This window comes from Micromonospora sp. CNB394 (assembly GCF_000374985.1).
Classification (GTDB): Bacteria; Actinomycetota; Actinomycetes; order Mycobacteriales; family Micromonosporaceae; genus Micromonospora; species Micromonospora marina.
Genome location: NZ_KB895878.1, coordinates 1 through 21062 on the forward strand (window position 1 = coordinate 1; position 21062 = coordinate 21062).

Here is a 21062-nt window from a genome sequence, read left to right on the forward strand (position 1 = left end):
AATGCTCCATTCGGGGGTCGACGCCCGTACCGGTGGGGGCCGGTGCGGGTGCGAGCACCGTCAGGCGCTCAAGAAAGTCTTCGAGGGGATCCGGCCGCACGCGGGGCAGGGGGTGCCACATCGCGGCGCCGGAAGCATGTCCAACGACCCACCACCCGGCATCATTCCCGGGCCGGCTCGCGCCACGGTAGGGGCGGCGCGGTTCACGTCGTCGGAACCGTGTTCAACGACCAGCCGACCGGGATGATTCCCGGGGCCTCCCGGATGCCGCCCGCTTGGGGGGCGCCGCGGGTGCTCGGTCGTTCACCCGGTTACAACGCCACCCACCCGCCAGCGATTCCACCCCCCGGGGTGCCGCCCACCACCCCCGATCATGAGGTTGACGGCGACAAATACGGACACCAACACCGCCAAGTTCATGATCGACGGCTTCCAAAATCCACATCACCCACACCCCGCGATCTTGCAGTTCGTGCCCCTTGGACAACCCATTCGCGTGGTTTGCGGGGCACCCGATTGCAAGATCGCGCGTCACCGGCGGGATCATTGACGGTTCCCGGTCGGGGCTGACGAGGACCTCGGGAAGTCCGCGATCTTGGAGTTGTGGTGCCTCGCGGACGCCGCGAACCCGGCATCGTGGGCGCCACAACTCCAAGATCGGCACGAGCAGGGGCTCTCGCGACCAACGAGTGGGGCGGGAGTGCGGGGGCGCGACTCAGGCGGCGGGCCAGTCCTGGGGCGCCAGACGCGGCGAGACCGCCCCCGGAGGGGCGGCCTCGAGCCAGGACAGGAATCCGGTGACCGTGGATCGCGCCATGGCGATCTCGATCGGCGCGTGGTGGCTGGTACAGCGAAGGATGACCCACTCGGCCGGCATGGACATGCGCTCCTGGCCCTCGGGCAGCCGGCGACGCTCGACCGCCAGCCCCTTACGCGAGAGGATCCGCTTGGGACGCAACGCGAAGCTGAACATGCGATACCAGCGGAGCTCGTCGCCGACGAAGCGACCGAACCCGGGTGACCAGCCGCGACCGTCGAGGATCGTGTTGACCCGGACGCTCAGCCGGATGATGCCACCGCTACGCGTGAACAGGGCCCGCCGGATGAAGAGGATCAGAATGGCGACGACGACTACCGCGACGCCGATTCCGAACCCTTCGACGATCTCCATCGGCGGGTCGGCTCAGCGGGCCGGGGTGGCGGGGGTTGCGCTCTCGGCGAGCACCGTGACACCCTCGGCGGTCACCGACAGGAAGCCGCCGGGTACGTCGAATGCGACCTGCTGGCCACCGGCCTGCTTGATGCGTACCTGGCTGGGCTCCGCGAGCTGGCCGAGCAGCGGTGCGTGCCCCGGCAGCACACCGAGCTCACCCTCGGTCGTCCGCGCGACGACCATCTCGGCCTCGCCGGTCCAGACCTTCTCCTCGACGGCTACGAGCTCGACGTGAAGCTGCTGTGCCACGCTGTCTCCTTGCTGCGGCGGCGGGGTTGCCGAAAGTCTAGTCGCGCCCCCGCGGCCCACCCAACGCGGGTGGTGAGAGCCGGGCCACCACGGCCCCGCACCCGCTCAGGCTACTTGGCCTGCTGGATGAAGTCGGGGTGCTCCAGCAGGAAGGCGTCGAGCTGTTCGGCATGCAGCGCGGTGAAGAAGTCCTCGGCCGGTTCGAGCAGTTGCTCGCCCCGGTAGTTGCTGCCGGTGCCGATCCCCCCACCCGGTAGCTTGATCGTCTCGATCGCGTCGGGACGGATGTCCTTCAGCGCCAGCCCGAAGTCCACCACGCTGTTGCCGCGCCCGTTGAAGACCAGCGACTTGCCGGCCGCGCGCAGGACCCGATCCAGCTTGACCGGGTTGGTCACCACGTCGGCGCTGAACGCCTGGCTCGCCATCGCCTTGACGAACTGCTGCTGGTGCCGCTGCCGGCCGTAGTCGCCGTCCGGCACGCCGTTCTTCGGGTAGCGCTGCCGGACGTAGTCGAGTGCCTGCCAGCCCTCGAGGTGGGCGTTGCCCTTCTCGTACACCGCCTGGGGCCCGAGATAACCGCCGCCACCGGGCCTGAGCTGGCGGGGCGTGCCGTCCGGCTGGAGGTGTTCGGACCGCACCTCGCGCTCGATGTACATGTCGACGCCGCCCATGGCGTCGACGATCTTCTTGAAGCCGCTGAAGTTGATGATCGCGCCGGCGTCGAAGCGCTCGATGCCGGTGACCTCCTGCACGGTCATGGCGAGCAGCTCGAAGCCCTGTGCGGTGCTGGGGTTCTGCCCCGGGACGTTGCTGCCGTGCGCCATGGCCGCGTTGAGCCGGTCGTTGGCACCCGGGTAGTCGGCCTTGGGGAAGGCCGGGATGTCTACCCGCAGGTCGCGCGGGAGCGAGAAGAGATAGCCCCGGTCCATGCTGGCGGGCACGTGCAGCACCATGATCGAGTCGGCCAGTGGCCGGGCCGTCGACGTACGCGGGTCCACGCCGACCAGCAGGATGTTGAGCGGGCCCTTGATGTCGCTCTTCTTCTCGTTGGCGCCGGCGGCCTGGTCACCGAAGAGGTCCGCCTTGCCGATCGACCCCTCGTAACGGGCGACCAGGACGCGGGAGCCGACCAGCACGGAACCGCTGAGCACCACCATGACGATGCCCAGGATCGTGCAGACCCGGGCCCACCGGGGCACGCCGCGCCAGATGGACCGCTTTCCGCGATCCGCGCCGCCCTTACCGCCCACGAGCATCTCCAATCGTCGCGCCCACGGTAGGGATACGGGCGCGGGGTCCGTCTGGTTGCAGAGATCAACGGCCGGGATGTGAAGTCGTGTCACGAACGGTACCGCGGGATCCGGCGACCCGCTTGCCGGCGAACAGGGCATCTGATAGTGCAGTGCCCCGGACAGGCGAAGGCCGCCCCGGCTTTCGCCGGGACGGCCCCCCGTGTGTGTGAGCGGGCTCTCAGCCCTCCTCGCCCATCAGCTCCTTGGCCTTGGCCTTGAGGTCCTCCAAGCCGCCGCACATGAAGAACGCCTGCTCCGGGAAGTGGTCGAACTCCCCCTCGCTGATCCGGCGGAAGGCGTCGATGGTCTCGTCGATCGGGACCGTCGAGCCGGGGACGCCGGTGAACTGCTCGGCCGCGTACGTGTTCTGCGAGAGGAACCGCTCGATCCGGCGGGCACGGCCGACGGTGAGCTTGTCCTCCTCGGAGAGCTCCTCGATGCCGAGGATGGCGATGATGTCCTGCAGGTCCTTGTAGCGCTGCAGGATCCGCTTCACCTCGGTGGCGACGGCGAAGTGCTCCTCGCCGACGAACTCCGGGGCGAGGATCCGGGACGAGGACGCCAGCGGGTCCACGGCCGGGTAGATGCCCTTGTCGGAGATCGACCGCTCCAGGTTGGTGGTCGCGTCGAGGTGGGCGAACGTGGTGGCCGGCGCCGGGTCGGTGTAGTCGTCGGCGGGCACGTAGATCGCCTGCATCGAGGTGATGGCCTGGCCACGGACGGAGGTGATCCGCTCCTGCAGCTCGCCCATCTCGTCGGCCAGGGTCGGCTGGTAACCCACGGCGCTCGGCATGCGGCCGAGCAGCGTGGACACCTCGGAACCGGCCTGGGTGAAGCGGAAGATGTTGTCGATGAAGAGCAGCACCTCCTGCTTCTTCACGTCGCGGAAGTACTCCGCCATGGTCAGCGCGGACAGCGCGACCCGCAGGCGGGTGCCCGGCGGCTCGTCCATCTGGCCGTAGACCAGCGCGGTCTTGTCGATGACGCCCGACTCGGTCATCTCGGCGATGAGGTCGTTGCCCTCGCGGGTGCGCTCACCCACGCCGGCGAAGACCGAGGTACCACCGAAGTTCCGGGCCACCCGGGTGATCATCTCCTGGATGAGCACCGTCTTGCCCACGCCGGCACCGCCGAACAGGCCGATCTTGCCGCCCTTGACGTACGGGGCGAGCAGGTCGATGACCTTGATGCCGGTCTCCAGCATCTCGGTCTTCGGCTCCAGGTCCGCGAAGGCCGGGGCCTTGCGGTGGATGCCCCACCGGTCGTCGGCGTCGATGGTCTCGCCCTCGGTGAGGTTGAGGCACTCGCCGATCGCGTTGAACACGTGGCCCTTGACCGCGTCGCCCACCGGCACGCTGATCGGCGCACCGGTGTCGCGCACCTCGGTGCCGCGCACCAGGCCGTCGGTCGGCTGCATCGAGATGGCGCGGACCAGGTTGTCACCCAGGTGCTGGGCGACCTCCAGGGTCAGCGTCTTCTCACCGCCGGAGAGAGTCACGTCGACGTGCAGGGCGTTGAACAGCTCCGGCATGGCGTCGCGCGGGAACTCGGCGTCGACGACCGGGCCGATGACCCGGACCACGCGACCCGTGGCCGTCTTGGTCTCAACTGCGGTAACAGTCATCACACTTCACTTCCCGACGCGGCCAGCGCGTTCGCGCCGCCGACGATCTCACTGATCTCCTGGGTGATCCCGGCCTGACGGGCCGAGTTCATCTCGCGCGTGTACTTCTCGATCATCTCTTCGGCGTTGTCGGTGGCGCTCTTCATCGCCCGCCGGCGGGCGGCCGACTCGCTCGCCGCCGACTCCAGCAACGCCGCGAAGATCCGCGTGTTGATGTACTTCGGCAGCAGGGCGTCGAGCAGCGACTCCGGCTCCGGCTCGAACTCGTACGCCGGAAGTGCGCCCTCGGTCCGCGGCCGGTCCTCGACCTGCATCGGGCCGATGATCCGGGTCACCGGGTTCTGCGTCATCAGGGACTTGAACTCGGTGTAGACGATGTGCAGCTCGTCCACGCCGAGGATCCCGTCGGCACCGGCGTCACCGTCGGTGTCGTCCGCGCCGGCGGTGAACGCCTTGATCAGCGTGTCACCGACCTCGCGGGCGTCGGCGAACGTCGGCTGCTCCGAGAAGCCCGTCCAGCTACCGGCGATCTGCCGGCTGCGGAACCGGTAGTACGCCACGCCCTTGCGGCCGATGACGTAGAGCACCGGCTCCTTGCCGTCGGCGCGCAGCCGGGCGATCAGCGACTCGGCGGTCCGGATCGCGTTCGAGCTGTACCCACCGGCCAGCCCTCGGTCGGCCGTGACCAGCAGGACGCCCGCCCGCCGCACCCGCTCGCGCGGGGTGAGCAGCGGGTGGTCGATCCGCGCGTTCGAGGCCAGCGCCGTCAGCACGCCGGTGATCGCCTCGGCGTACGGCAGCGAGGCCGCCACCTTGGCCTGGGCCTTGGCGATGCGGCTCGTCGCGACGAGCTCCATCGCCTTGGTGATCTTCTTCATCCCCTTGGCGGAACGGATCCGCTGCCGGAGAACGCGTACCTGGGCGGCCATCGGATCAGCTCTCGTCCGGGCGGTCGGCGCCGTCGCGCAGGCGGGTCACCGTCTCGCGGGACTGCTCACCCTCCAGCGGCTTGGCCGGCGCCTCGTTGATCCGGACCTCGTCCTCCTTGCCCAGGAAGAGGTGCTTGAACTCGCCGATCGCCGAGTCGAGCGAGGCGATGATGTCGTCGCCCCACTTGTTGTCCGCGATCGCGGCGAGGATGCCCTCGTGCTTGTGCCGGAGGTACTGGAGGAACTCCGACTCGAAACGGCGGACCTCGCCGACCGGGACGTCGTCCAGCTTGCCCTCGGTGCCGGCCCAGACGGAGACGACCTGCTCCTGCACCGGGTACGGCGAGTAGTTCGGCTGCTTGAGCAGCTCGACCAGGCGGGAACCGCGGTCCAGCTGGGCCCGGGAGGCCCGGTCCAGGTCGGAGGCGAAGGCGGCGAACGCCTCCAGCTCGCGGTACTGGGCCAGGTTGAGCCGCAGCGAGCCGGCGACCTTCTTCATCGGCTTCACCTGGGCGGCGCCACCGACCCGGGAGACCGAGGTGCCGACGTTGATGGCCGGCCGCACGCCCTGGTTGAACAGGTCGGTCTCGAGGAAGATCTGGCCGTCGGTGATGGAGATGACGTTGGTCGGGATGAACGCCGAGATGTCGTTCGCCTTGGTCTCGATGATCGGCAGACCGGTCATCGAGCCGCCACCCAGCTCGTCGGAGAGCTTCGCGCAGCGCTCCAGCAGACGCGAGTGCAGGTAGAAGACGTCACCCGGGTAGGCCTCACGGCCCGGCGGGCGGCGCAGCAGCAGCGACACGGCGCGGTACGCCTCGGCCTGCTTGCTCAGGTCGTCGAAGACGATCAGGACGTGCTTGCCGCCGTACATCCAGTGCTGCCCGATGGACGAGCCGGTGTAGGGCGCCAGGTACTTGAAGCCGGCCGGGTCGGAGGCCGGGGAGGCGACGATGGTGGTGTACTCCATCGCGCCCGCCTCCTCCAGCGTCCCCTTGATCGAGGCGATGGTGGAGGCCTTCTGGCCGATGGCGACGTAGATGCAGCGGACCTGCTTCTTCGGGTCGCCGGAGCGCCAGTTCTCGCGCTGGTTGAGGATCGTGTCCAGAGCGACGGTGGTCTTGCCGGTCTTGCGGTCACCGATGATCAGCTGGCGCTGGCCGCGGCCGATCGGGGTCATCGCGTCGACGGCCTTGATGCCGGTCTGCAGCGGCTCGTCGACCGACTTGCGGGACATCACGTTCGGAGCCTGGAGCTCCAGCTCGCGGAAGCCCTCGTTGGCGATGTCTCCCAGGCCGTCGATCGGCTCGCCGAGCGCGTTGACCACGCGGCCGAGGAACGCGTCGCCGACCGGCACCGAGAGCACCCGGCCGGTGCGCTTGACGCGCTGCCCCTCTTCGATCCCGCCGAAGTCACCGAGGACGACGACACCGATCTCCCGGACGTCGAGGTTCAGCGCCACGCCGAGCGTGCCGTCCTCGAACTCCAGGAGCTCGTTGGTCATGGTCGAGGGGAGACCCTCGACGTGGGCGATGCCGTCACCGGCGTCGGCGACGGTGCCGACCTCCTCGCGGGAGACGTCGGCCGTGTAGGAGGAGACGTAGCGCTCCAGGGCGCCGCGGATCTCCTCCGTCGAGATGGTCAGCTCGGCCATCCTCTGCTTCCTTAAGTATCTCAGGGCCCGGGATACCTGGTACCGACCGGTCCGATGGCGACGAATCAGGGCTCAGCGCTTGGCGAGCGCGTTGCGGGTCTCGTTGAGGCGGCGCAGGACGGTCCCGTCGTACAGGTCGGATCCGACTCGTACGCGCACTCCGCCGAGCACGTCGGGGTCGACCGTCTGCTTGACGGACACCTCCCGACCGTACATCTGGGAGAGGCGGACACCGAGGCGTCGCTCCTCCTCCTCGGTCAGCGGGGCCGCCACGGTCACGTACGCGACCTGACGGTCCCGCCGGTCGGCGGCCAGCTCGACCAGCCGGGTGAGCGCACCGGTGAAGGAGCGTCCCCCGAAACCGGCGAGCGCGGTCTCGACGAGGCGGACGGTGACCGGCTGGGCCTTGCCGGCGAGCAGATGCTGGGCCAGTTCGGCCCGCCGCTGCACCGGGGCCATCGGGTCGGAGAGCGTGTTGGACAGCTCGGCGGAGCCGGAGACGACCTGCCCGAAGCGGAACAGCTCGTCCTCGACCTCGCCCAGGTCACCGGCCAGGTCGGCGCTGGCGAGCAGCGCCTCCACGCCGAGGCGCTCGACGCCGTCGAGCAGCTCGGACGGAACCGACCAACGGCCGGACACCATCGACGTGAGCAGGTCGAGCGCTTCCGCGCCGATCCGCCCGCCCAGCATGTCGCCGAGCAGGCCGGCACGATCGGCACCGGCCCGGGCCGGGTCGGAGAGCGCCCGGCGCAGCCGCGGCTCGCGCCGCAGCAGGGCGGCGACGGAGAGGATGTCGTCGGCGGTGGAGGCCACCGCCGACGGCTCCGCGCCGCGGACGTACGCGTCGAGGCGCTCGGCCCCGGCCCGGTACGACTCCCGGCTGGCGGCCTGCATCAGCGGGCCCCCGTGCTCTCGAGATCGCTCAGGAACCGGTCGACGGTGCCCTTGCGACGCGCCTCGTCGGCGAGCGACTCACCGACGATCTTGCTGGCCAGGTCCACCGCGATGGTGCCCACCTCGGTGCGCAGCTCGCGCACGATGGTGGCCCGCTCGGCGGCGAGCTGCTCCTTGCCGGCGGCGATGATCCGGTCGGACTCCTCGCGCGCCTTGGCGAGGATGTCCTGACGGATGCCGTCGGCGTCGGCCCGCGCGTCGTCGCGGATCTTGGCGGCGTCGGTACGCGCCTCCGCGAGCTGGGCCCGGTACTGCTCGAGCAGCTGGTTCGCCTCGGCCTGGGCCGCCTCGGCGCGCTTGATGCCACCCTCGATCGCGTCGACCCGCGCCTGGTACATCGCCTCCATGCGGGGCATGACGAACTTCAGCAGGACGAAGACGAGCAGGGCGAAGGAGATCGTTCCGACGACCATCTCCTGCCAGATGGGCAGGATCGGATTGTGCGCGCCTTCGGCGGCGAGATACATGTCAGACCTCCGGATCGGGAGAGCTCGCGTCAGCTAACGGCGAAGGCGAGCACCAGGCCGAACAGCGCCAGCGCCTCGACCAGGGCGAAGCCCAGCACCAGCCAGGTGCGGTTGTAGCCGGCCGACTCGGGCTGGCGGGCGCTCGACTGGATGTAGGCCGCGAAGACCAGAGCCACACCGATACCGGGGCCGATGGCGGCGAGGCCGTAGCCGATGGTGTTGACGTTGCCACCGATCTCGGCAAGAACGTTCATTGCGGGTATTCCTCCTAGTTCACACGTGAGGGCTCACGTGTACGCGGTCGGTACCAGATGCTTGGCCGGGCCGGTTGCCCGCCGAGCCGGATCTCAGTGCTCGTCGGCCAGCGACGTGCCGATGTAGTTGGCGCTCAGCGTGACGAAGACGTATGCCTGCAGCACCGCCACCAGTGCCTCGAAGAAGGCCATCACGATCGCCATCGCGAAGGAGAAGACCGAGGTGACCTGGACGAAGATGCTGCTCGACCCGAGCATCACGAAGCCGCCGACGGTGAAGACCAGCAGGAGCAGGTGGCCGGCGAACATGTTGGCGAAGAGCCGCAGTGCCAGGGTGACCGGCCGGACGACGAAGTTCTGCAGGAACTCGATCGGAATCAGCAGGAAGTGCATCGGCCACGGCACGCCGGGCAGGATGAGGCTCTGCTTGAGGTACTTGCCGAGGCCGTGCTTGCGGACGCCGACGTAGTTGTACATGACGTACGAGATGGCGGCGAGCACGATCGGGAACGCGATGTGCGAGTTCGGCGAGATCTGCAGGCCGGGCACGATGCTGAAGATGTTGGTCAGCAGGATGAAGCTGAACAGCACAGTGAGGTAGGGCGCGAAGCGGATGCCCGCGTTGCCCATCTGCTCCCGGGCGATGTTGTCCCGGACCAGCCCGTAGACCGCCTCGGCCGCCCACTGGCCCTTGCCCGGCACCAGCTTCGGCCTCCGGTACGCGGCCACGAAGAAGATGATCAGCAGCGCGACGGCGATCCAGATCATGATGCTGAACTTGGTGACCCAGGGGCCGGCCACGTTCGGCGGGTAGAAATCCCCGACGCTGGGGGGCCAGGGAAGCTCCTGGGCGACGACCAGCTGTCCGCTCACCGTGTCATCCTCCGCACTCAACAGACCCGCGCGTGCCGGAACTCAGGCACTGAGCCTCTTCATGATCAGGTAGATCGCCCCGGCCGCGCCGAGCATCATGCCGACGGCGACCCCGATGCCGGCCGGCAGACCGAGGAACCGCTCCGCCAACCAGCCGAGGCCACCCCACACCAGAATGCCGGCGAGAAGGTAACCCACGACGGCGCCCGCCACGCCGTCCGACGAGTGCTCGTCGGACTTGTGGGAGTGGGGGTCATCGGCCATGACGTGGCGAACAATATCAGCAGGGGCGCGCGGGGATGTGCGGCACCCCCCACACTGCGGACAGCGTGCGGGCCGTGCTGCGGGCGCGTCAACCTCGCGCCACGTTACTCCTGTCGCGCCCGTCAGGGCACCCGCCAGACCGGACACGATTCGGCGACGTCACTCGATGTCGTCGCGACGCGTGAAGGTGGGCAGCGGAGACCTCATCGCCCAGGTCAGGTGGGCGCCGGTCCACACCACGACGGCCGCGATGATGGCCACGCCCATGGCCGGCAGACCGGGCCAGCCGGTGGCCGCCACGGCGGCCATCACCACGCCCAGAATCACGATCTTGGTGGCGTAGGTGACCAGCCCGACCGACATGATCATCCGGGGGTGGACGGCGTCCGCCCAGGCCACCGAGAGGCTGGAGATCAGGTAGCTGACGATCACCAGCGCCACGCCGGCCGCGAACCCGGCCGCACCGGTCGGCCCGCGCAGCAGCGCCGCCACCGGCACCCCCACCACCGCGAGCGCCGCGCACGCCAGCAGCGGCAGCCGCAGGTGGGTCAGCCGGGCCCGGATCGCCCCGGGCTCGCCCGCCCGTGGCGCGGTCATCGGGGGTACGCCGGGAAGGCGGCGGCCAGCTCGGCGACCTCACGGGCAACTGCGGCCAGCGTGTCGACGCCACCGGGGGCGCCCGGATCGGTGCGTACCGCGCGCGCGATCAGCCCCGCGATCCGGCCCATCTCCCCCTCACGCATGCCCTGGGTGGTCACGCTCGGCGTGCCCACCCGGATGCCGGAGGCGACCAGTGGCGGCTGCGGGTCGTACGGGATGGCGTTCTTGTTCAGGGTGATGCCGGCGGCCTCGCAGCGGGCCTCGGCCTCGGCGCCGGTCACGCCCGCCTCCCGCAGGTCCAGCAGCGCCAGATGGGTGTCGGTGCCGCCGGAGACCGGCCGCAGGCCGTCGGCGGCCAGGCCGTCGGCGAGCGCGCGGGCGTTGGCGACCACCTGGGCGGCGTACGTGCGGAACTCCGGCTGCGCGGCCTCGCGCAGCGCGACCGCCTTGGCCGCGACGGCGTGCATCAGCGGGCCGCCCTGGGTGAACGGGAAGACCGCCTTGTCGATCCGGGCCGCCAGCGGCTCCCGGCAGAGGATCATGCCGCCGCGCGGACCGCGCAGCACCTTGTGGGTGGTCGCGGTGACCACGTCGGCGTACGGCACCGGGGACGGGATCGCACCGCCGGCCACCAGGCCGACGAAGTGGGCGGCGTCCACCATCAGGTACGCGCCGACCTCGTCGGCGATCTCCCGGAACCGGGCGAAGTCGATGAGCCTGGAGTACGCGGTCGCGCCACAGATGACCAGCTTGGGCCGGTGCGCCCGGGCCAGGTCGCGCACCTCGTCGTAGTCGATCGTCTCGGTGTCCGGCCGGACCGTGTAGCCGACCGGGTGGAACCACTTGCCGGAGAAGTTCACCCGGCTGCCGTGGGTCAGGTGCCCGCCGTGCGGCAGGTCCATGGCCAGCACCGTGTCGCCCGGCTGCACCAGGGCCGCGTACGCGGCCAGGTTGGCGCTCGCCCCGGAGTGCGGCTGGACGTTCGCATGCTCGGCGCCGAACAGATCCTTCGCCCGGGAGACGGCCAGCATCTCGGCCCGGTCCACCTCGGTGCAGCCGCCGTAGTAGCGCCGCCCCGGGTAGCCCTCGGCGTACTTGTTGGTGAGCGTGGAGCCGAGCGCGGCCAGCACCGCCGGTGAGGTGAGGTTCTCGCTGGCGATCAGTTGCAGGCCGCCGCGCAGCCGGTCCAGCTCGCCCAGCACCACCTCGGCGATCTCCGGGTCGGCGGTACTGAGCTGCTGGAAGTCCGGCCCCCAGAAGGTGTCCCTCGCGTTCTCCACAGCGAAGGAGTCTACGGAGCCGCACACTGGATGCCGTGAGATGCCTCGTCACCGGTGCGACCGGCTACATCGGCGGGCGCCTCGCGCCCCGGCTGCTGACCGAGGGGCACACCGTACGCTGCCTGGCCCGCACCGCCGGGCGGCTGCGGGACGTGCCGTGGGCGGCCGACGCGGAGATCGTCGAGGGTGACCTGCGCCGCCCGGAGACGCTGCCGGCCGCGTTCGAGGGCGTGGAGGTCGCGTACTACCTGGTCCACTCGCTCGGCCAGCGCGGCTTCGAGGCGGCCGACCGGGAGGCGGCGGCGAACTTCGCCGAGGCGGCGCGCGCCGCGGGCGTACGCCGGATCGTGTATCTCGGCGGGCCGGAGCCGCCGGAACGCGACGGCCTGCCCTCGGCGCACCTGCGCTCCCGGGCGGAGGTGGCACGGATCCTGCTGGACAGCGGCGTGCCGACGGCGGTGCTGCGCGCCGCCGTGATCATCGGGTCGGGTTCGGCCTCGTTCGAGATGCTGCGCTACCTGACCGAGCGGCTGCCCGCGATGGTCACCCCCCGCTGGGTGCGCAACCGGATCCAGCCGATCGCGGTCCGGGACGTGCTGCGCTACCTGGCCGGCTGCGCGCACCTGCCGGCCGGCGTCAACCGGGCCTTCGACATCGGCGGTCCGGACGTACTGACCTTCGCGCAGATGATGCAGCGCTACGCCCGGGTCGCCGGGCTGCGCCGCCGGGTCATCCTGCCGGTACGTCCGCTCACCCCGTCGCTCTCCTCGCACTGGGTCGGCCTGATCACGCCGGTGCCGAACGCGATCGCCCGGCCGCTGGTGGAGAGCCTGGTGCACGAGGCGGTGGCACACGAGCACGACATCGCCGCGTACGTGCCGGACCCCCCGGACGGTCTGATCGGCTTCGACCAGGCGGTCGCGCTGGCACTGAACAAGGTGCGCGACGCGCAGGTGGAGACGCGCTGGTCGAACGCGAGCGGGCCGGACGCGCCCGCCGAGCCGCTGCCGTCGGACCCGCACTGGTCCGGCGGCACCGCGTACACCGATCTGCGGGAGCGGACGGTGGACGCGCCGCCGTCGGCGCTGTGGCGGGTCATCGAGGGCGTCGGCGGCGAGCACGGCTGGTACTCGCTCCCGCTGGCCTGGTCGGTGCGCGGCTGGATGGACCGGCTGGTCGGCGGCGTCGGGCTGCGCCGGGGGCGGCGTGACCCGCACCGCCTCCAGGTCGGTGAGGCGCTGGACTTCTGGCGGGTCGAGGAGATCGTCCCGGGCGAGCTGCTGCGGCTGCGCGCCGAGATGCGGCTGCCCGGGCGGGCCTGGCTGGAGATGCGCGCCGAGCCCGACGGTAACGGCGGCAGCAGGTACGTGCAGCGTGCCGTGTTCCTCCCGCGGGGGCTGCCCGGCCACCTCTACTGGGCCTCGGTCGCCCCGTTCCACGCGGTCGTCTTCGGCGGCATGGCCCGCAACATCGCCAAGGGCGCCGAACACCCGGCCGGTTAGGACGGCGAGTCGCTCTGCAGTGCCGGGCCGAGGAGCAGTCCCCCGTCGATGACGTACTCGGCGCCGGTGATGAAGGCCGCCTCCGGCGACACAAGGAACATCAGCAGCGCGGTGATGTCGGCGGGCTGCCCGAGTCGCGGGACGGCGAACGGCTCGGGCGAGTAGAAGTCGGCGATCGGGGCGTCACTGCCGGCCGCCGGCTCGGTGATGAACGCAGTGTCGACCACGCCGGGGTGGATCGCGTTGACGCGGATGTTGTCGCGGCCCAGTTCGAGGGCGGCGGTGCGGGTGAGCCCTCGAACCGCCCACTTGCCGGCGACGTAGGGCGCGTAGAAGGCGGTACCGCCCATGCCCATGGTGGAGCCGATGTTGACTATCGTTCCTCCCCCCGCGCGCCGCAGCGCCGGAGCGGCTGCCTTGATACCCAGGAACGTGCCGGTGAGGTTGACGTCGAGGATGCGCGCCCACGTGGCCCGGTCGGTGGACTCGATGAGGGCCGGCGGGTTCTGCACCCCGGCGTTGTTGACCAGGGTCGTGAGCGCACCGAATGCCGTCTCGGTCGCCGCGAGGGCGGCGGCCCACGACTCCTCCCGGGAGACGTCCAGGCGGACGGAGAGAGCCCGGTGTCCGAGCTCGGCGGCGAGGGCGGCGCCCCGCTCGGCATTGATGCCACCGATGACGACGTTGGCGCCTTCGGCGTGCAGGGCGCGGATGTGGCTGGCCCCCTGCCCACCGGCGCCGCCGGTGACGAGAACGGTCTGCTGGCTGAAGCTGGACATCGGGTCCTCCGGTAAGCGAGACGGAATGGTGAGTCGATCGACTCACCATTCCGAAGCTACGCCGCCGCAAGTGGTGAGTCAACCCACTCACCTCGCTATGATTGCCGCATGACCCCAGCGCCGTCGGCCTATCACCAGCGCGTGGCGGAGGAGAAGCGCGCGCTGATCGTGCAGGCCGCCACCGAGCTCTTCCTGGAGTTGGGCTACGACCGGGCCTCACTGGCGCGGGTCGCCGCCGACGCCGGTGTGTCGAAGGCGACGCTGTTCAAGCAGTTCCCCACAAAGGCGGCCCTGTTCGACGCCATCGTCGTCGACTCGTGGGCCCGCAACGACGTCGCCGACGTGCCGCCAACCGGTGACCTGACGGCCGGCCTGACGGTTCTCGGGCGGGACTACGCCACGCTGGTGAGCCGGCCGGAGATGACCGACCTGTTCCGCATCGTGATCGCCGAACTGCCACGCTTTCCCGAACTCGCCCGAGCGCACTTCGCGCAGGGCAAACTGCCGTACTTCGAGTCCGTCCGGGCCTACCTCGTGGCCGAGCACGAGGCGGGAGCCGCAGACATCGCCGACCCGGAGCTGGCCGCCACGCAGTTCCTCGGAATGATCTCCAACTACCTGCTCTGGCCGCGCCTGGTCCTCCCGGACTGGACGGTCACCCCGGACCGCACGACAGCGGTCGTCGACGAGGCCGTCCGAACCGTGGTCGCGCGGTACGGCAGGTCGCCGAGCTGACGCTCAGTTGCCGGTACGCGGGCTGGTGCGCTGGAAGGCCACGGCCTGGCCGGGCGGGACGAAATCGCGTACCGGCTCGTCGCGCAGCGACCACGCGAGGATGCGGCCCACGGCGGCGATCTGCCGTTTCTGCACGCCCCCGCCGACCGCGTCCCGGGGGTCGTCCGGGTTCGCGGCGATCGTCGCCACCGACAGCTGCGGCGTGAACGCGACGACCGTCTCGGTGGCGTTCCGCTCCGAGCTTCCGGTCTTGCCCGCCACCGGCCGGCGCAGGCCCGGGGCCAGCTCCTCGGCCGTGCCGCCGTCGCAACGCCGGTACATCGACTGGTCGCCGACCGGGCAGCGGCTGGCGTCGGCCGCCGCGCGGGCAACCTCGGTGTCGAGCACCTGCCGGCAGTCGGTGTCGCCGGCGGCCACCTTCCGGCCGGCTGGGTCGATGATCGAGACGACCGGCGTGGGCCGGCACCAGGTGCCCTCGGCGGCCACGGCGGCGTACGCGCCGGCCAGGTCCAGCGGCGTGGTGGCGGAGACGCCGAGCGTGAACGGTCCCCAGCTCTCGGCACCCTCGCGGGCCATCCGGGCGTCCGCCGGGGCGCGGAACACGATGCCCAGCCGCTGGGCCATCTCGACCACCCGGTCCGCGCCGACGCGCTCGGTCAACCACGCGAAGTACGTGTTCACCGACCGGCCGAACGCGTCCCACATGTCCCGGTCGCCGTCCATCCAGTGGGTGTTGGCGTTCTCCGGGCACCACCGGCCACCGCAGCTCGCCGGGCCGGCGCCGACCGGGTACTGCGTCACGTAGACGCGCGGGGCGTCGAACTCCGTGTCCAGCGGCAGCCCGGCCTCCAGCGCGGCCAGCAGCGTGAACAGCTTGAACGTGGAGCCCGCCTGGTAGCCGGTGATGCCGCCACCGCCGGCCACCAGCTGGTTGACCGTGTTCGGGTAGTTCTGCTGCCCGGCCGGGTTGGCGGCCGTGCCGTAGGTGCGGTTCACCGCCATGGCCAGCACCCGGCCGGTGCCCGGTTGCACCACGGCGGTCGGCGCCGCCCGCGCGATCGTCTCCGGGTAGATCTCCCGTACCTGCTCGCTCGCCTTGGCCTGCACGTCCGGGTCGAGCGAGGACACGATCTTCCAACCGCCGCGGCGCAACGTCCGCTGCCGCTCGTCGACGTTCTCGCCGAACGCCGGCTGGGCGTTCCACCACTGGGTGAACCAGTCGCAGAAGAAGCCCCAGTCGTTGTGGTCGGCGGGCACCGCGGCGCAGTCGTTCGGTGTGGTGTTGGGCTTGAGGGCCAGTTCCGTGGCCTTCGCCGCCTCGGCGTCGGCGGCGCTCGCCCGTCCGGTCTCCACCATCCGGTCCAGCACGTACGCCCGCCGTTGCCGGGCCGCGTCGGCGTCGCCGTTGATCGGGTCGTCGGCCGGGGACCGGACCAGCCCGGCGAGCAGCGCCGCCTGGGCCAGCGTGAGGCGGTCCGGCGTGGTGGAGAAGTAACGCGTGCTGGCGGCGGCGATGCCGTACGCCCCGGCGCCGAAGTACGCGATGTTCAGGTAGCGCCCGAGGATCTCGTCCTTGCCGACCTGCCGTTCCAGCGTCAGCGCGTACCGCATCTCGCGGATCTTGCGCCCGACGGTGATCTCGGTGGCGGCGGCCCGCTGCTCCTCGGTCAGCCGGGGATCACCGGCCAGCGCGTTGCGCACGTACTGCATGGTCAGCGTGGACGCGCCCTGGCGGGTGCCCTCGCGGCGGTTGGCCGTGAACGCCCGCGCCACGCCGCGCACGTCGACGCCGTGGTGCTCGTAGAAGCGCACGTCCTCGGCGGCCACGATGGCGTCGCGCATCACCGGCGCCACCTCGCCGACCGGCACGTCCACCCGGTCCTCGACGTAGAACGAGGTGATCAGCGTCCGCCCGTCGTTCGCGTACAGGTTGGAGCGCTGCGCCGGCTGCGGCGTCTTGAGCGCCTCCGGCAGCACCGTGTAGGGCATCAGGTTCTTCACGCCGAGCCCGAAGACCAGCGCGGCCGGCAGCGCGGCTGCGGCCAGGGCCAGTCCGGCGAGCACGCCGGCGAGCACAACGGTGAACATCTTGTCGAGATAGGCCCGGTTCATCAGCTCTCCCCGCAGGAGCCGGCCGTACGGACCCGTTCAGAATGACCGGAACTGCCGCTTCCGCCGCCACCTTCCGCGAAATGCGCAGGAAGTTCGCGAGAAAGGATGAACCACGATCAGGGGATCAGGACGGCAGCCAACGGCTGCACCGTCTCCTCGATCTCGTCGGCGACCCGGCTGAAGCACTGGTCGCCCCGGCCCCACGGGTCGTCCAGGTCGTCGGTGGGCAGCGCGGAGGCGTTCTGCCGGGCCGCGTCGGCGGCCGCGACGAGAGCGACGCCGCGCGCGTACACGGCGTCCGGCGTCGGCTCGGCCGCCGGCAGTGCGGACCGGTCCAGCCCGCCGAGCAGGCGGCCGAACTCACCGAGGACGAACGTGCGCGCGGCGGCGTCGGGCCGCAACGCCACCACGTACTCCTGCTGGTCGGCGGTGGCGGTGAGCACCAGGTCGGCGGCATCGATCAGGTCGGAACGCAGCCGCCGGGCGGCGAACCCCTCGGTGTCACCGCCGCGCGAGATCACCTGCCGGGCGGCCGGCGGGTTCATCTCCTCCCCCGCGTGCCACCCGCCGGTGCCGGCGCTGTGGCTGTGCACGAGCGCGTCCGACCCGGCCGGGTCGACGTCGAGGCGGGCCAGCCGCTCCCGGACCGCGAGCAGCAGCAGCCGCTCGGCCATCGGCGACCGGCAGATGTTGCCCATGCAGACGTGCAGGACGGTGAAGGGCGGCACTCAGACCCCCCGCTCGTCGAGCATGTCCGGCACGACCTCGCGCAGCTTCGCCAGCGTCACCGCGCCCTCGCGCAGCACCCGCGGCACGTCGCCGGTCAGGTCGACGATGGTGCTCGGCACCGGGTCGACCGCCGGCCCGGCCTCCAGGTACGCCCGGACTCCGTAGCCGAGCTGGTCGCGCGCCTCCTCGGCGGTGAGCGCGGCGGGCTGGCCGATCTTGTTGGCCGAGGCGACGGCCATCGGCCCGGTCTCCCGCAGCACCTCCAGCGCGACCGGGTGCAGCGGCATCCGCACCGCCACCGTGCCGCGGTTGTCGCCCAGATCCCAGGCCAGGCTCGGCGAGTGCTCCACCACGATGGTCAGCGCACCGGGCCAGAACGCCTCGACCAGGTCACGGGCCGCGCCGGGCAGCGAGAAGACCAGGCCGTCGAGCGTGTGCCTGGAACCGATGAGCACCGGGGGCGCCTGCCGGGCGCCACCCTTGGTGTCCGCCAGGGCCTTCACCGCGTACGGGGTGAAGGCGTCCGCCCCGATGCCGTAGACCGTGTCGGTCGGCAGGACGACGAGTTCACCGTTCTTGACCGCCTCGATGGCAGCGGCGATGCCGCGGTCCCGGTCGGCGGGCGACCGACAGTCGTAGAGCATCACGAGGAGTCAGTCTGCCACGCCCGGGCGGGCCCGGCGTGGGTGCCGTCCGCCCGCCGGGACGCGCTCGCCCAGCGGGGCCGCCCGGCGAGGTCCCGGTGCGCCTGCACCCGGTCGTAGCGACCGTCGCCGCGCAGCAGCGCCGGAACGGCCGCGGCGTGCGTGTCGTCGTGCTCGATGCCGATCGCGCCGCCCGGACACAGCAACGCGGCGGCCCGGCCGACCACCGGCCGGATCACGTCCAGTCCGTCCGCGCCGCCGAACACCGCCTCGTCCGGGTCGTGCCCGGCCACCTCCGGCGGCACGGTGACGGACCTCGGCACGTACGGCGGGTTGCAGAGCAGCACGTCGACCCGTCCGGCCAGGTCGGCCAGCAGGTCCGGATCGGTCACGTCGGCGGCCACCACCTCGATCGGCCGGTCCCCGGCGGCGGCCCGGCCGGCCGCGTTGCGCCGCAGCCAGGTCAGCGCGGCCGGGGACCGCTCCACCGCCACCACCCGGGCCGCGGGCACCTCCTGCGCCACCGCGAGGGCGATCGCGCCGGAACCGCTGCACAGGTCGACCACGAGCGGCGCGGCGTGCTCCCGGGCCCGCTCGATCCCCCAACCGGCCAGCAGTTCGGTCTCCGGCCGGGGCACGAACACACCCGGCCCGACGGCCAGCTCCAGATGCCGGAAACCGGCCGAGCCGAGCAGGTGCTGCAACGGCTCGCGGGTCACCCGCCGCCCGACGAGCGCGGCCAGACGGTCGCGCTGCGCCGGGGTGAAGCCGTCGGCGAGCGCCAGCCGGCCACGCGGCACTTCCAGGACGTACGCGGCGAGCTGCTCGGCCTCGGCGCGCGGCGCCTCGACGCCCGCCGCGGCGAGCGCGCGCGCCGTCCGGGCGATCACCAGCGAGGGACGTTCGCGTTCTGTCCCTTCGGACGGGTGTTGCGGGAGTGCGGTCACGCAATAATCATGAGGCGTCGCGGCCCGCCTCACGAGCGGGTGCGTCCGGACGCACACCGCAGGGAGGTCGCGAGTGGGCTGGCTCGACCAGGTCGAGGACCAGGTTGACGCTCTCCGACGCGCCCGGTCACTCCAGGAGGCCAGCCGGTCCGCGGAGGCGTGCACCCTGCTCGACCGTGTCATCCGCACCACCGACGACCCGTACGCCCGCGCCGACGCGCTCGTGCAACGCCTGTCCGCGCTGATCAATCTCGGCCGGACCGCCGAGTTCACCCGGGCCGTCGAGGACGCCTCCGCCGCCGTGCGCGACCTGACCGAGCCCTACCTGCACGGGCACCTCAACGCGCTGGCCGCGCTCGCCGCCCACCACCAGGGGGCGCTGGACAGGTGCGTGATGCACCTGGTCCGGGCCGCCCGCGCGCTCAGTGCCGACGACACCCCCGACCGGGACACCGCCTGGGGCTGGCACGACCTGGCGATGGCGTACTCGTACCTGAGCTTCCACGGCCACGCGCTCGGCGCGATCGAGCGGGCCCGGGAGGTCGGGCTCAGCGTCGGCATCCCCGAGGAGACGTTCGCCGCCCCCGGGATCCGGCTGCGCAACGCGGTCGCGCTCGACCACCACGGCGACAGCGACGGCTGCCTGCGGGTGCTGCGCGACGTCGCCGGTGACCTGGCCCGGTTCCTGCGGGGCGGGGGCGCCGGCAACCTGCGCCCGAGCAGCCTGGCCGCGTACGGCTACGCCGCCGCCCGGCGGGCCGCGCTCGGCGACCGGGTGGAGTCCGCCGGGGACGCCGACCCGAACCGGCTGCTCGGCCACGGCGGCGACAGCGCCCGTGCCCGCGACCTGCGCCAGCTCGGTCAGGTCTGCCTCGCGGTGGCCGCCGGTCGGCCGATCGAGGCGGTCACCCGGCTGGACTCGCTGCGGGTGTCCGACGAGACGCTCGGCGCGGCCGAGGCGCCCCGGCTGCGCAGCGTGGCGTTGGCGCGCGCCGGTGACCACGCGGGCGCGCACCGGGCCGACCGGCACGCGTTCCGGCTGGCGGCGCGGCGCAGCGACCGGCTGCGGGACGTCTACATCGACGGCATCGCCGCCCGGATCGACCACGAGGAGATGCGCCGCGAGGCGGCCCGGTACGAGGGCGAGGCGCTCACCGATCCGCTCACCGGCCTGCCCAACCGGCGCCGGTTGGAGCGCTACCTGGGCGCTGTGGTGTCCCGGGGTGAGCGGGTGGTGATCGGCGTCTGCGACCTCGACGGGTTCAAGGCGGTGAACACCCGTCACGGCCACCACTCCGGCGACCTCGTGCTGCAACGGGTCGCCGGGGTGATCAACCGGGTGATGCGGCGGGGCGACTTCGTGGCCCGCTACGGCGGCGACGAGTTCGTCGTGGTGCTGCCCGACACCGGCATGCCGGAGGCGGTCGAGGTGGCCCGCCGGATCGGGGCGGCCGTCCGCACCGAGGACTGGGAGTCCCTGGTGCCGGGCACTCCGGTCGGGGTGACGATCGGCTTCGCCGAGGTCGACGGCAGCACCACTGTGAGCGTGCGGGAGGCGCTGGGCGCCGCGTTCGAGCTGGCCGACCGGGAGATGCTGCGCGCCAAGGCGCGGTTGCGGGCGAGCTGAGGGGTAAGGAGGGGCCCCCTGTTAACGCCTCCGGTAGAGGAAGGGCCCCCTGTTATTGAGGGGTAGGGCAAATGTGCCGTGGTTATTCTGCGGCGTAGCGGACTTCGGGCTTGCCGAAGAAGGCTTTCACCGTGGCTGGCTGGTTCTGCCGGCGGCGTAGGTGCCGGCTGGCTGCGGTGGCCAGATCTGTAGGGCTGGCCGGGCGGGCTTGTGCGACATGGTGTTTGACGTCGTGGTTGAGCAGTTCCACGGGGTTGAGTTCAGGGGCGTAGCCGGGCAGGAAGTGCATCTCGATGTCGTCGGTGCGCTCGGTGAGCCAGTCGCGGATCATGAC

The 21062-nt window shown here is 71.5% G+C and carries 22 protein-coding genes; 3 read left to right on the forward strand and 19 right to left on the reverse strand.

Annotated features, from left to right (window positions below; all coding sequences use genetic code 11):
- Positions 1 to 715 precede the first annotated feature (715 nt).
- The 13 genes from C569_RS0128580 to glyA form a co-directional block, all read right to left on the reverse strand.
- The gene (locus C569_RS0128580) at positions 716 to 1171 is read right to left on the reverse strand and encodes a DUF2550 domain-containing protein (protein WP_018789133.1); all 456 of its coding nucleotides are present in this window, start codon (positions 1169 to 1171) and stop codon (positions 716 to 718) included.
- A 12-nt stretch (positions 1172 to 1183) separates the two neighbouring features.
- On the reverse strand, positions 1184 to 1462 hold the full coding sequence (locus C569_RS0128585; RefSeq protein ID WP_018789134.1) for a F0F1 ATP synthase subunit epsilon: 279 nt from the start codon (positions 1460 to 1462) through the stop codon (positions 1184 to 1186).
- A 110-nt stretch (positions 1463 to 1572) separates the two neighbouring features.
- The gene (locus tag C569_RS0128590; RefSeq protein WP_018789135.1) at positions 1573 to 2718 is read right to left on the reverse strand and encodes an LCP family protein; all 1146 of its coding nucleotides are present in this window, start codon (positions 2716 to 2718) and stop codon (positions 1573 to 1575) included.
- A gap of 214 nt (positions 2719 to 2932) precedes the next feature.
- Positions 2933 to 4378 (reverse strand): F0F1 ATP synthase subunit beta, encoded by a 1446-nt coding sequence (gene atpD / locus C569_RS0128595; protein ID WP_026268776.1) that lies wholly within the window; start codon positions 4376 to 4378, stop codon positions 2933 to 2935.
- Complete coding sequence (locus tag C569_RS0128600; protein ID WP_018789137.1) at positions 4378 to 5307, reverse strand: F0F1 ATP synthase subunit gamma; 930 nt, start codon at positions 5305 to 5307, stop codon at positions 4378 to 4380. The genes atpD and C569_RS0128600 overlap by 1 nt, the downstream gene beginning before the upstream one ends.
- Before the next feature lie 4 nt (positions 5308 to 5311).
- A complete protein-coding gene (gene atpA, locus C569_RS0128605) occupies positions 5312 to 6961 on the reverse strand; it encodes a F0F1 ATP synthase subunit alpha (RefSeq protein ID WP_018789138.1) in 1650 nt (549 codons plus the stop codon).
- 72 nt (positions 6962 to 7033) lie between these two features.
- Positions 7034 to 7855: a F0F1 ATP synthase subunit delta gene (locus tag C569_RS0128610; protein WP_018789139.1), complete on the reverse strand. Its 822-nt coding sequence runs from the start codon at positions 7853 to 7855 to the stop codon at positions 7034 to 7036.
- A complete protein-coding gene (locus C569_RS0128615; RefSeq protein WP_018789140.1) occupies positions 7855 to 8382 on the reverse strand; it encodes a F0F1 ATP synthase subunit B in 528 nt (175 codons plus the stop codon). The genes C569_RS0128610 and C569_RS0128615 overlap by 1 nt, the downstream gene beginning before the upstream one ends.
- Positions 8383 to 8411: 29 nt before the next feature.
- The gene (gene atpE / locus C569_RS0128620) at positions 8412 to 8636 is read right to left on the reverse strand and encodes an ATP synthase F0 subunit C (RefSeq protein ID WP_018789141.1); all 225 of its coding nucleotides are present in this window, start codon (positions 8634 to 8636) and stop codon (positions 8412 to 8414) included.
- Between the two features lie 93 nt (positions 8637 to 8729).
- Complete coding sequence (gene atpB, locus C569_RS0128625) at positions 8730 to 9509, reverse strand: F0F1 ATP synthase subunit A (RefSeq protein ID WP_018789142.1); 780 nt, start codon at positions 9507 to 9509, stop codon at positions 8730 to 8732.
- 42 nt (positions 9510 to 9551) lie between these two features.
- Positions 9552 to 9773 carry a hypothetical protein gene (locus tag C569_RS0128630; RefSeq protein ID WP_018789143.1) on the reverse strand — a complete coding sequence of 74 codons (222 nt, stop codon included), beginning with the start codon at positions 9771 to 9773 and terminating at the stop codon, positions 9552 to 9554.
- A gap of 159 nt (positions 9774 to 9932) precedes the next feature.
- A complete protein-coding gene (locus C569_RS0128635; protein WP_018789144.1) occupies positions 9933 to 10370 on the reverse strand; it encodes a hypothetical protein in 438 nt (145 codons plus the stop codon).
- Positions 10367 to 11653 (reverse strand): serine hydroxymethyltransferase, encoded by a 1287-nt coding sequence (glyA, locus tag C569_RS0128640; protein ID WP_018789145.1) that lies wholly within the window; start codon positions 11651 to 11653, stop codon positions 10367 to 10369. The genes C569_RS0128635 and glyA overlap by 4 nt, the downstream gene beginning before the upstream one ends.
- A gap of 35 nt (positions 11654 to 11688) precedes the next feature.
- Between glyA and C569_RS0128645 the strand changes: the two genes are divergently transcribed.
- On the forward strand, positions 11689 to 13155 hold the full coding sequence (locus C569_RS0128645; protein ID WP_018789146.1) for an SDR family oxidoreductase: 1467 nt from the start codon (positions 11689 to 11691) through the stop codon (positions 13153 to 13155).
- Here the strand turns inward: C569_RS0128645 and C569_RS0128650 are convergent.
- Positions 13152 to 13934, reverse strand: coding sequence for an SDR family NAD(P)-dependent oxidoreductase (locus C569_RS0128650; protein ID WP_018789147.1), 783 nt, complete (start codon positions 13932 to 13934; stop codon positions 13152 to 13154). The genes C569_RS0128645 and C569_RS0128650 overlap by 4 nt on opposite strands.
- Positions 13935 to 14042: 108 nt before the next feature.
- Here C569_RS0128650 and C569_RS0128655 point away from each other — a divergent pair, with 108 nt between their 5' ends.
- Positions 14043 to 14669, forward strand: coding sequence for a TetR/AcrR family transcriptional regulator (locus tag C569_RS0128655; RefSeq protein ID WP_026268777.1), 627 nt, complete (start codon positions 14043 to 14045; stop codon positions 14667 to 14669).
- 3 nt (positions 14670 to 14672) lie between these two features.
- On the opposite strand, the gene C569_RS0128660 is transcribed toward C569_RS0128655, so the two are convergent.
- The 4 genes from C569_RS0128660 to prmC all read right to left on the reverse strand — a co-directional run bounded on the left by C569_RS0128660 (position 14673) and on the right by prmC (position 19044).
- Complete coding sequence (locus C569_RS0128660; protein ID WP_018789149.1) at positions 14673 to 16781, reverse strand: transglycosylase domain-containing protein; 2109 nt, start codon at positions 16779 to 16781, stop codon at positions 14673 to 14675.
- Positions 16782 to 16897: 116 nt separating this feature from the next.
- Positions 16898 to 17509 carry a low molecular weight phosphotyrosine protein phosphatase gene (locus tag C569_RS0128665; RefSeq protein WP_018789150.1) on the reverse strand — a complete coding sequence of 204 codons (612 nt, stop codon included), beginning with the start codon at positions 17507 to 17509 and terminating at the stop codon, positions 16898 to 16900.
- A complete protein-coding gene (locus C569_RS0128670) occupies positions 17510 to 18154 on the reverse strand; it encodes an L-threonylcarbamoyladenylate synthase (RefSeq protein WP_018789151.1) in 645 nt (214 codons plus the stop codon). It lies immediately after the preceding gene.
- Positions 18154 to 19044, reverse strand: a complete 891-nt coding sequence (gene prmC, locus C569_RS0128675; protein ID WP_018789152.1) for a peptide chain release factor N(5)-glutamine methyltransferase — start codon at positions 19042 to 19044, stop codon at positions 18154 to 18156. The genes C569_RS0128670 and prmC overlap by 1 nt, the downstream gene beginning before the upstream one ends.
- Before the next feature lie 130 nt (positions 19045 to 19174).
- Here prmC and C569_RS0128680 point away from each other — a divergent pair, with 130 nt between their 5' ends.
- Positions 19175 to 20728 carry a GGDEF domain-containing protein gene (locus tag C569_RS0128680; RefSeq protein WP_018789153.1) on the forward strand — a complete coding sequence of 518 codons (1554 nt, stop codon included), beginning with the start codon at positions 19175 to 19177 and terminating at the stop codon, positions 20726 to 20728.
- An 82-nt stretch (positions 20729 to 20810) separates the two neighbouring features.
- Here C569_RS0128680 and C569_RS31425 read toward each other — a convergent pair.
- On the reverse strand, positions 20811 to 21062 hold a 252-nt coding region (locus C569_RS31425), incomplete at its 5' end, for a transposase (RefSeq protein ID WP_018789154.1).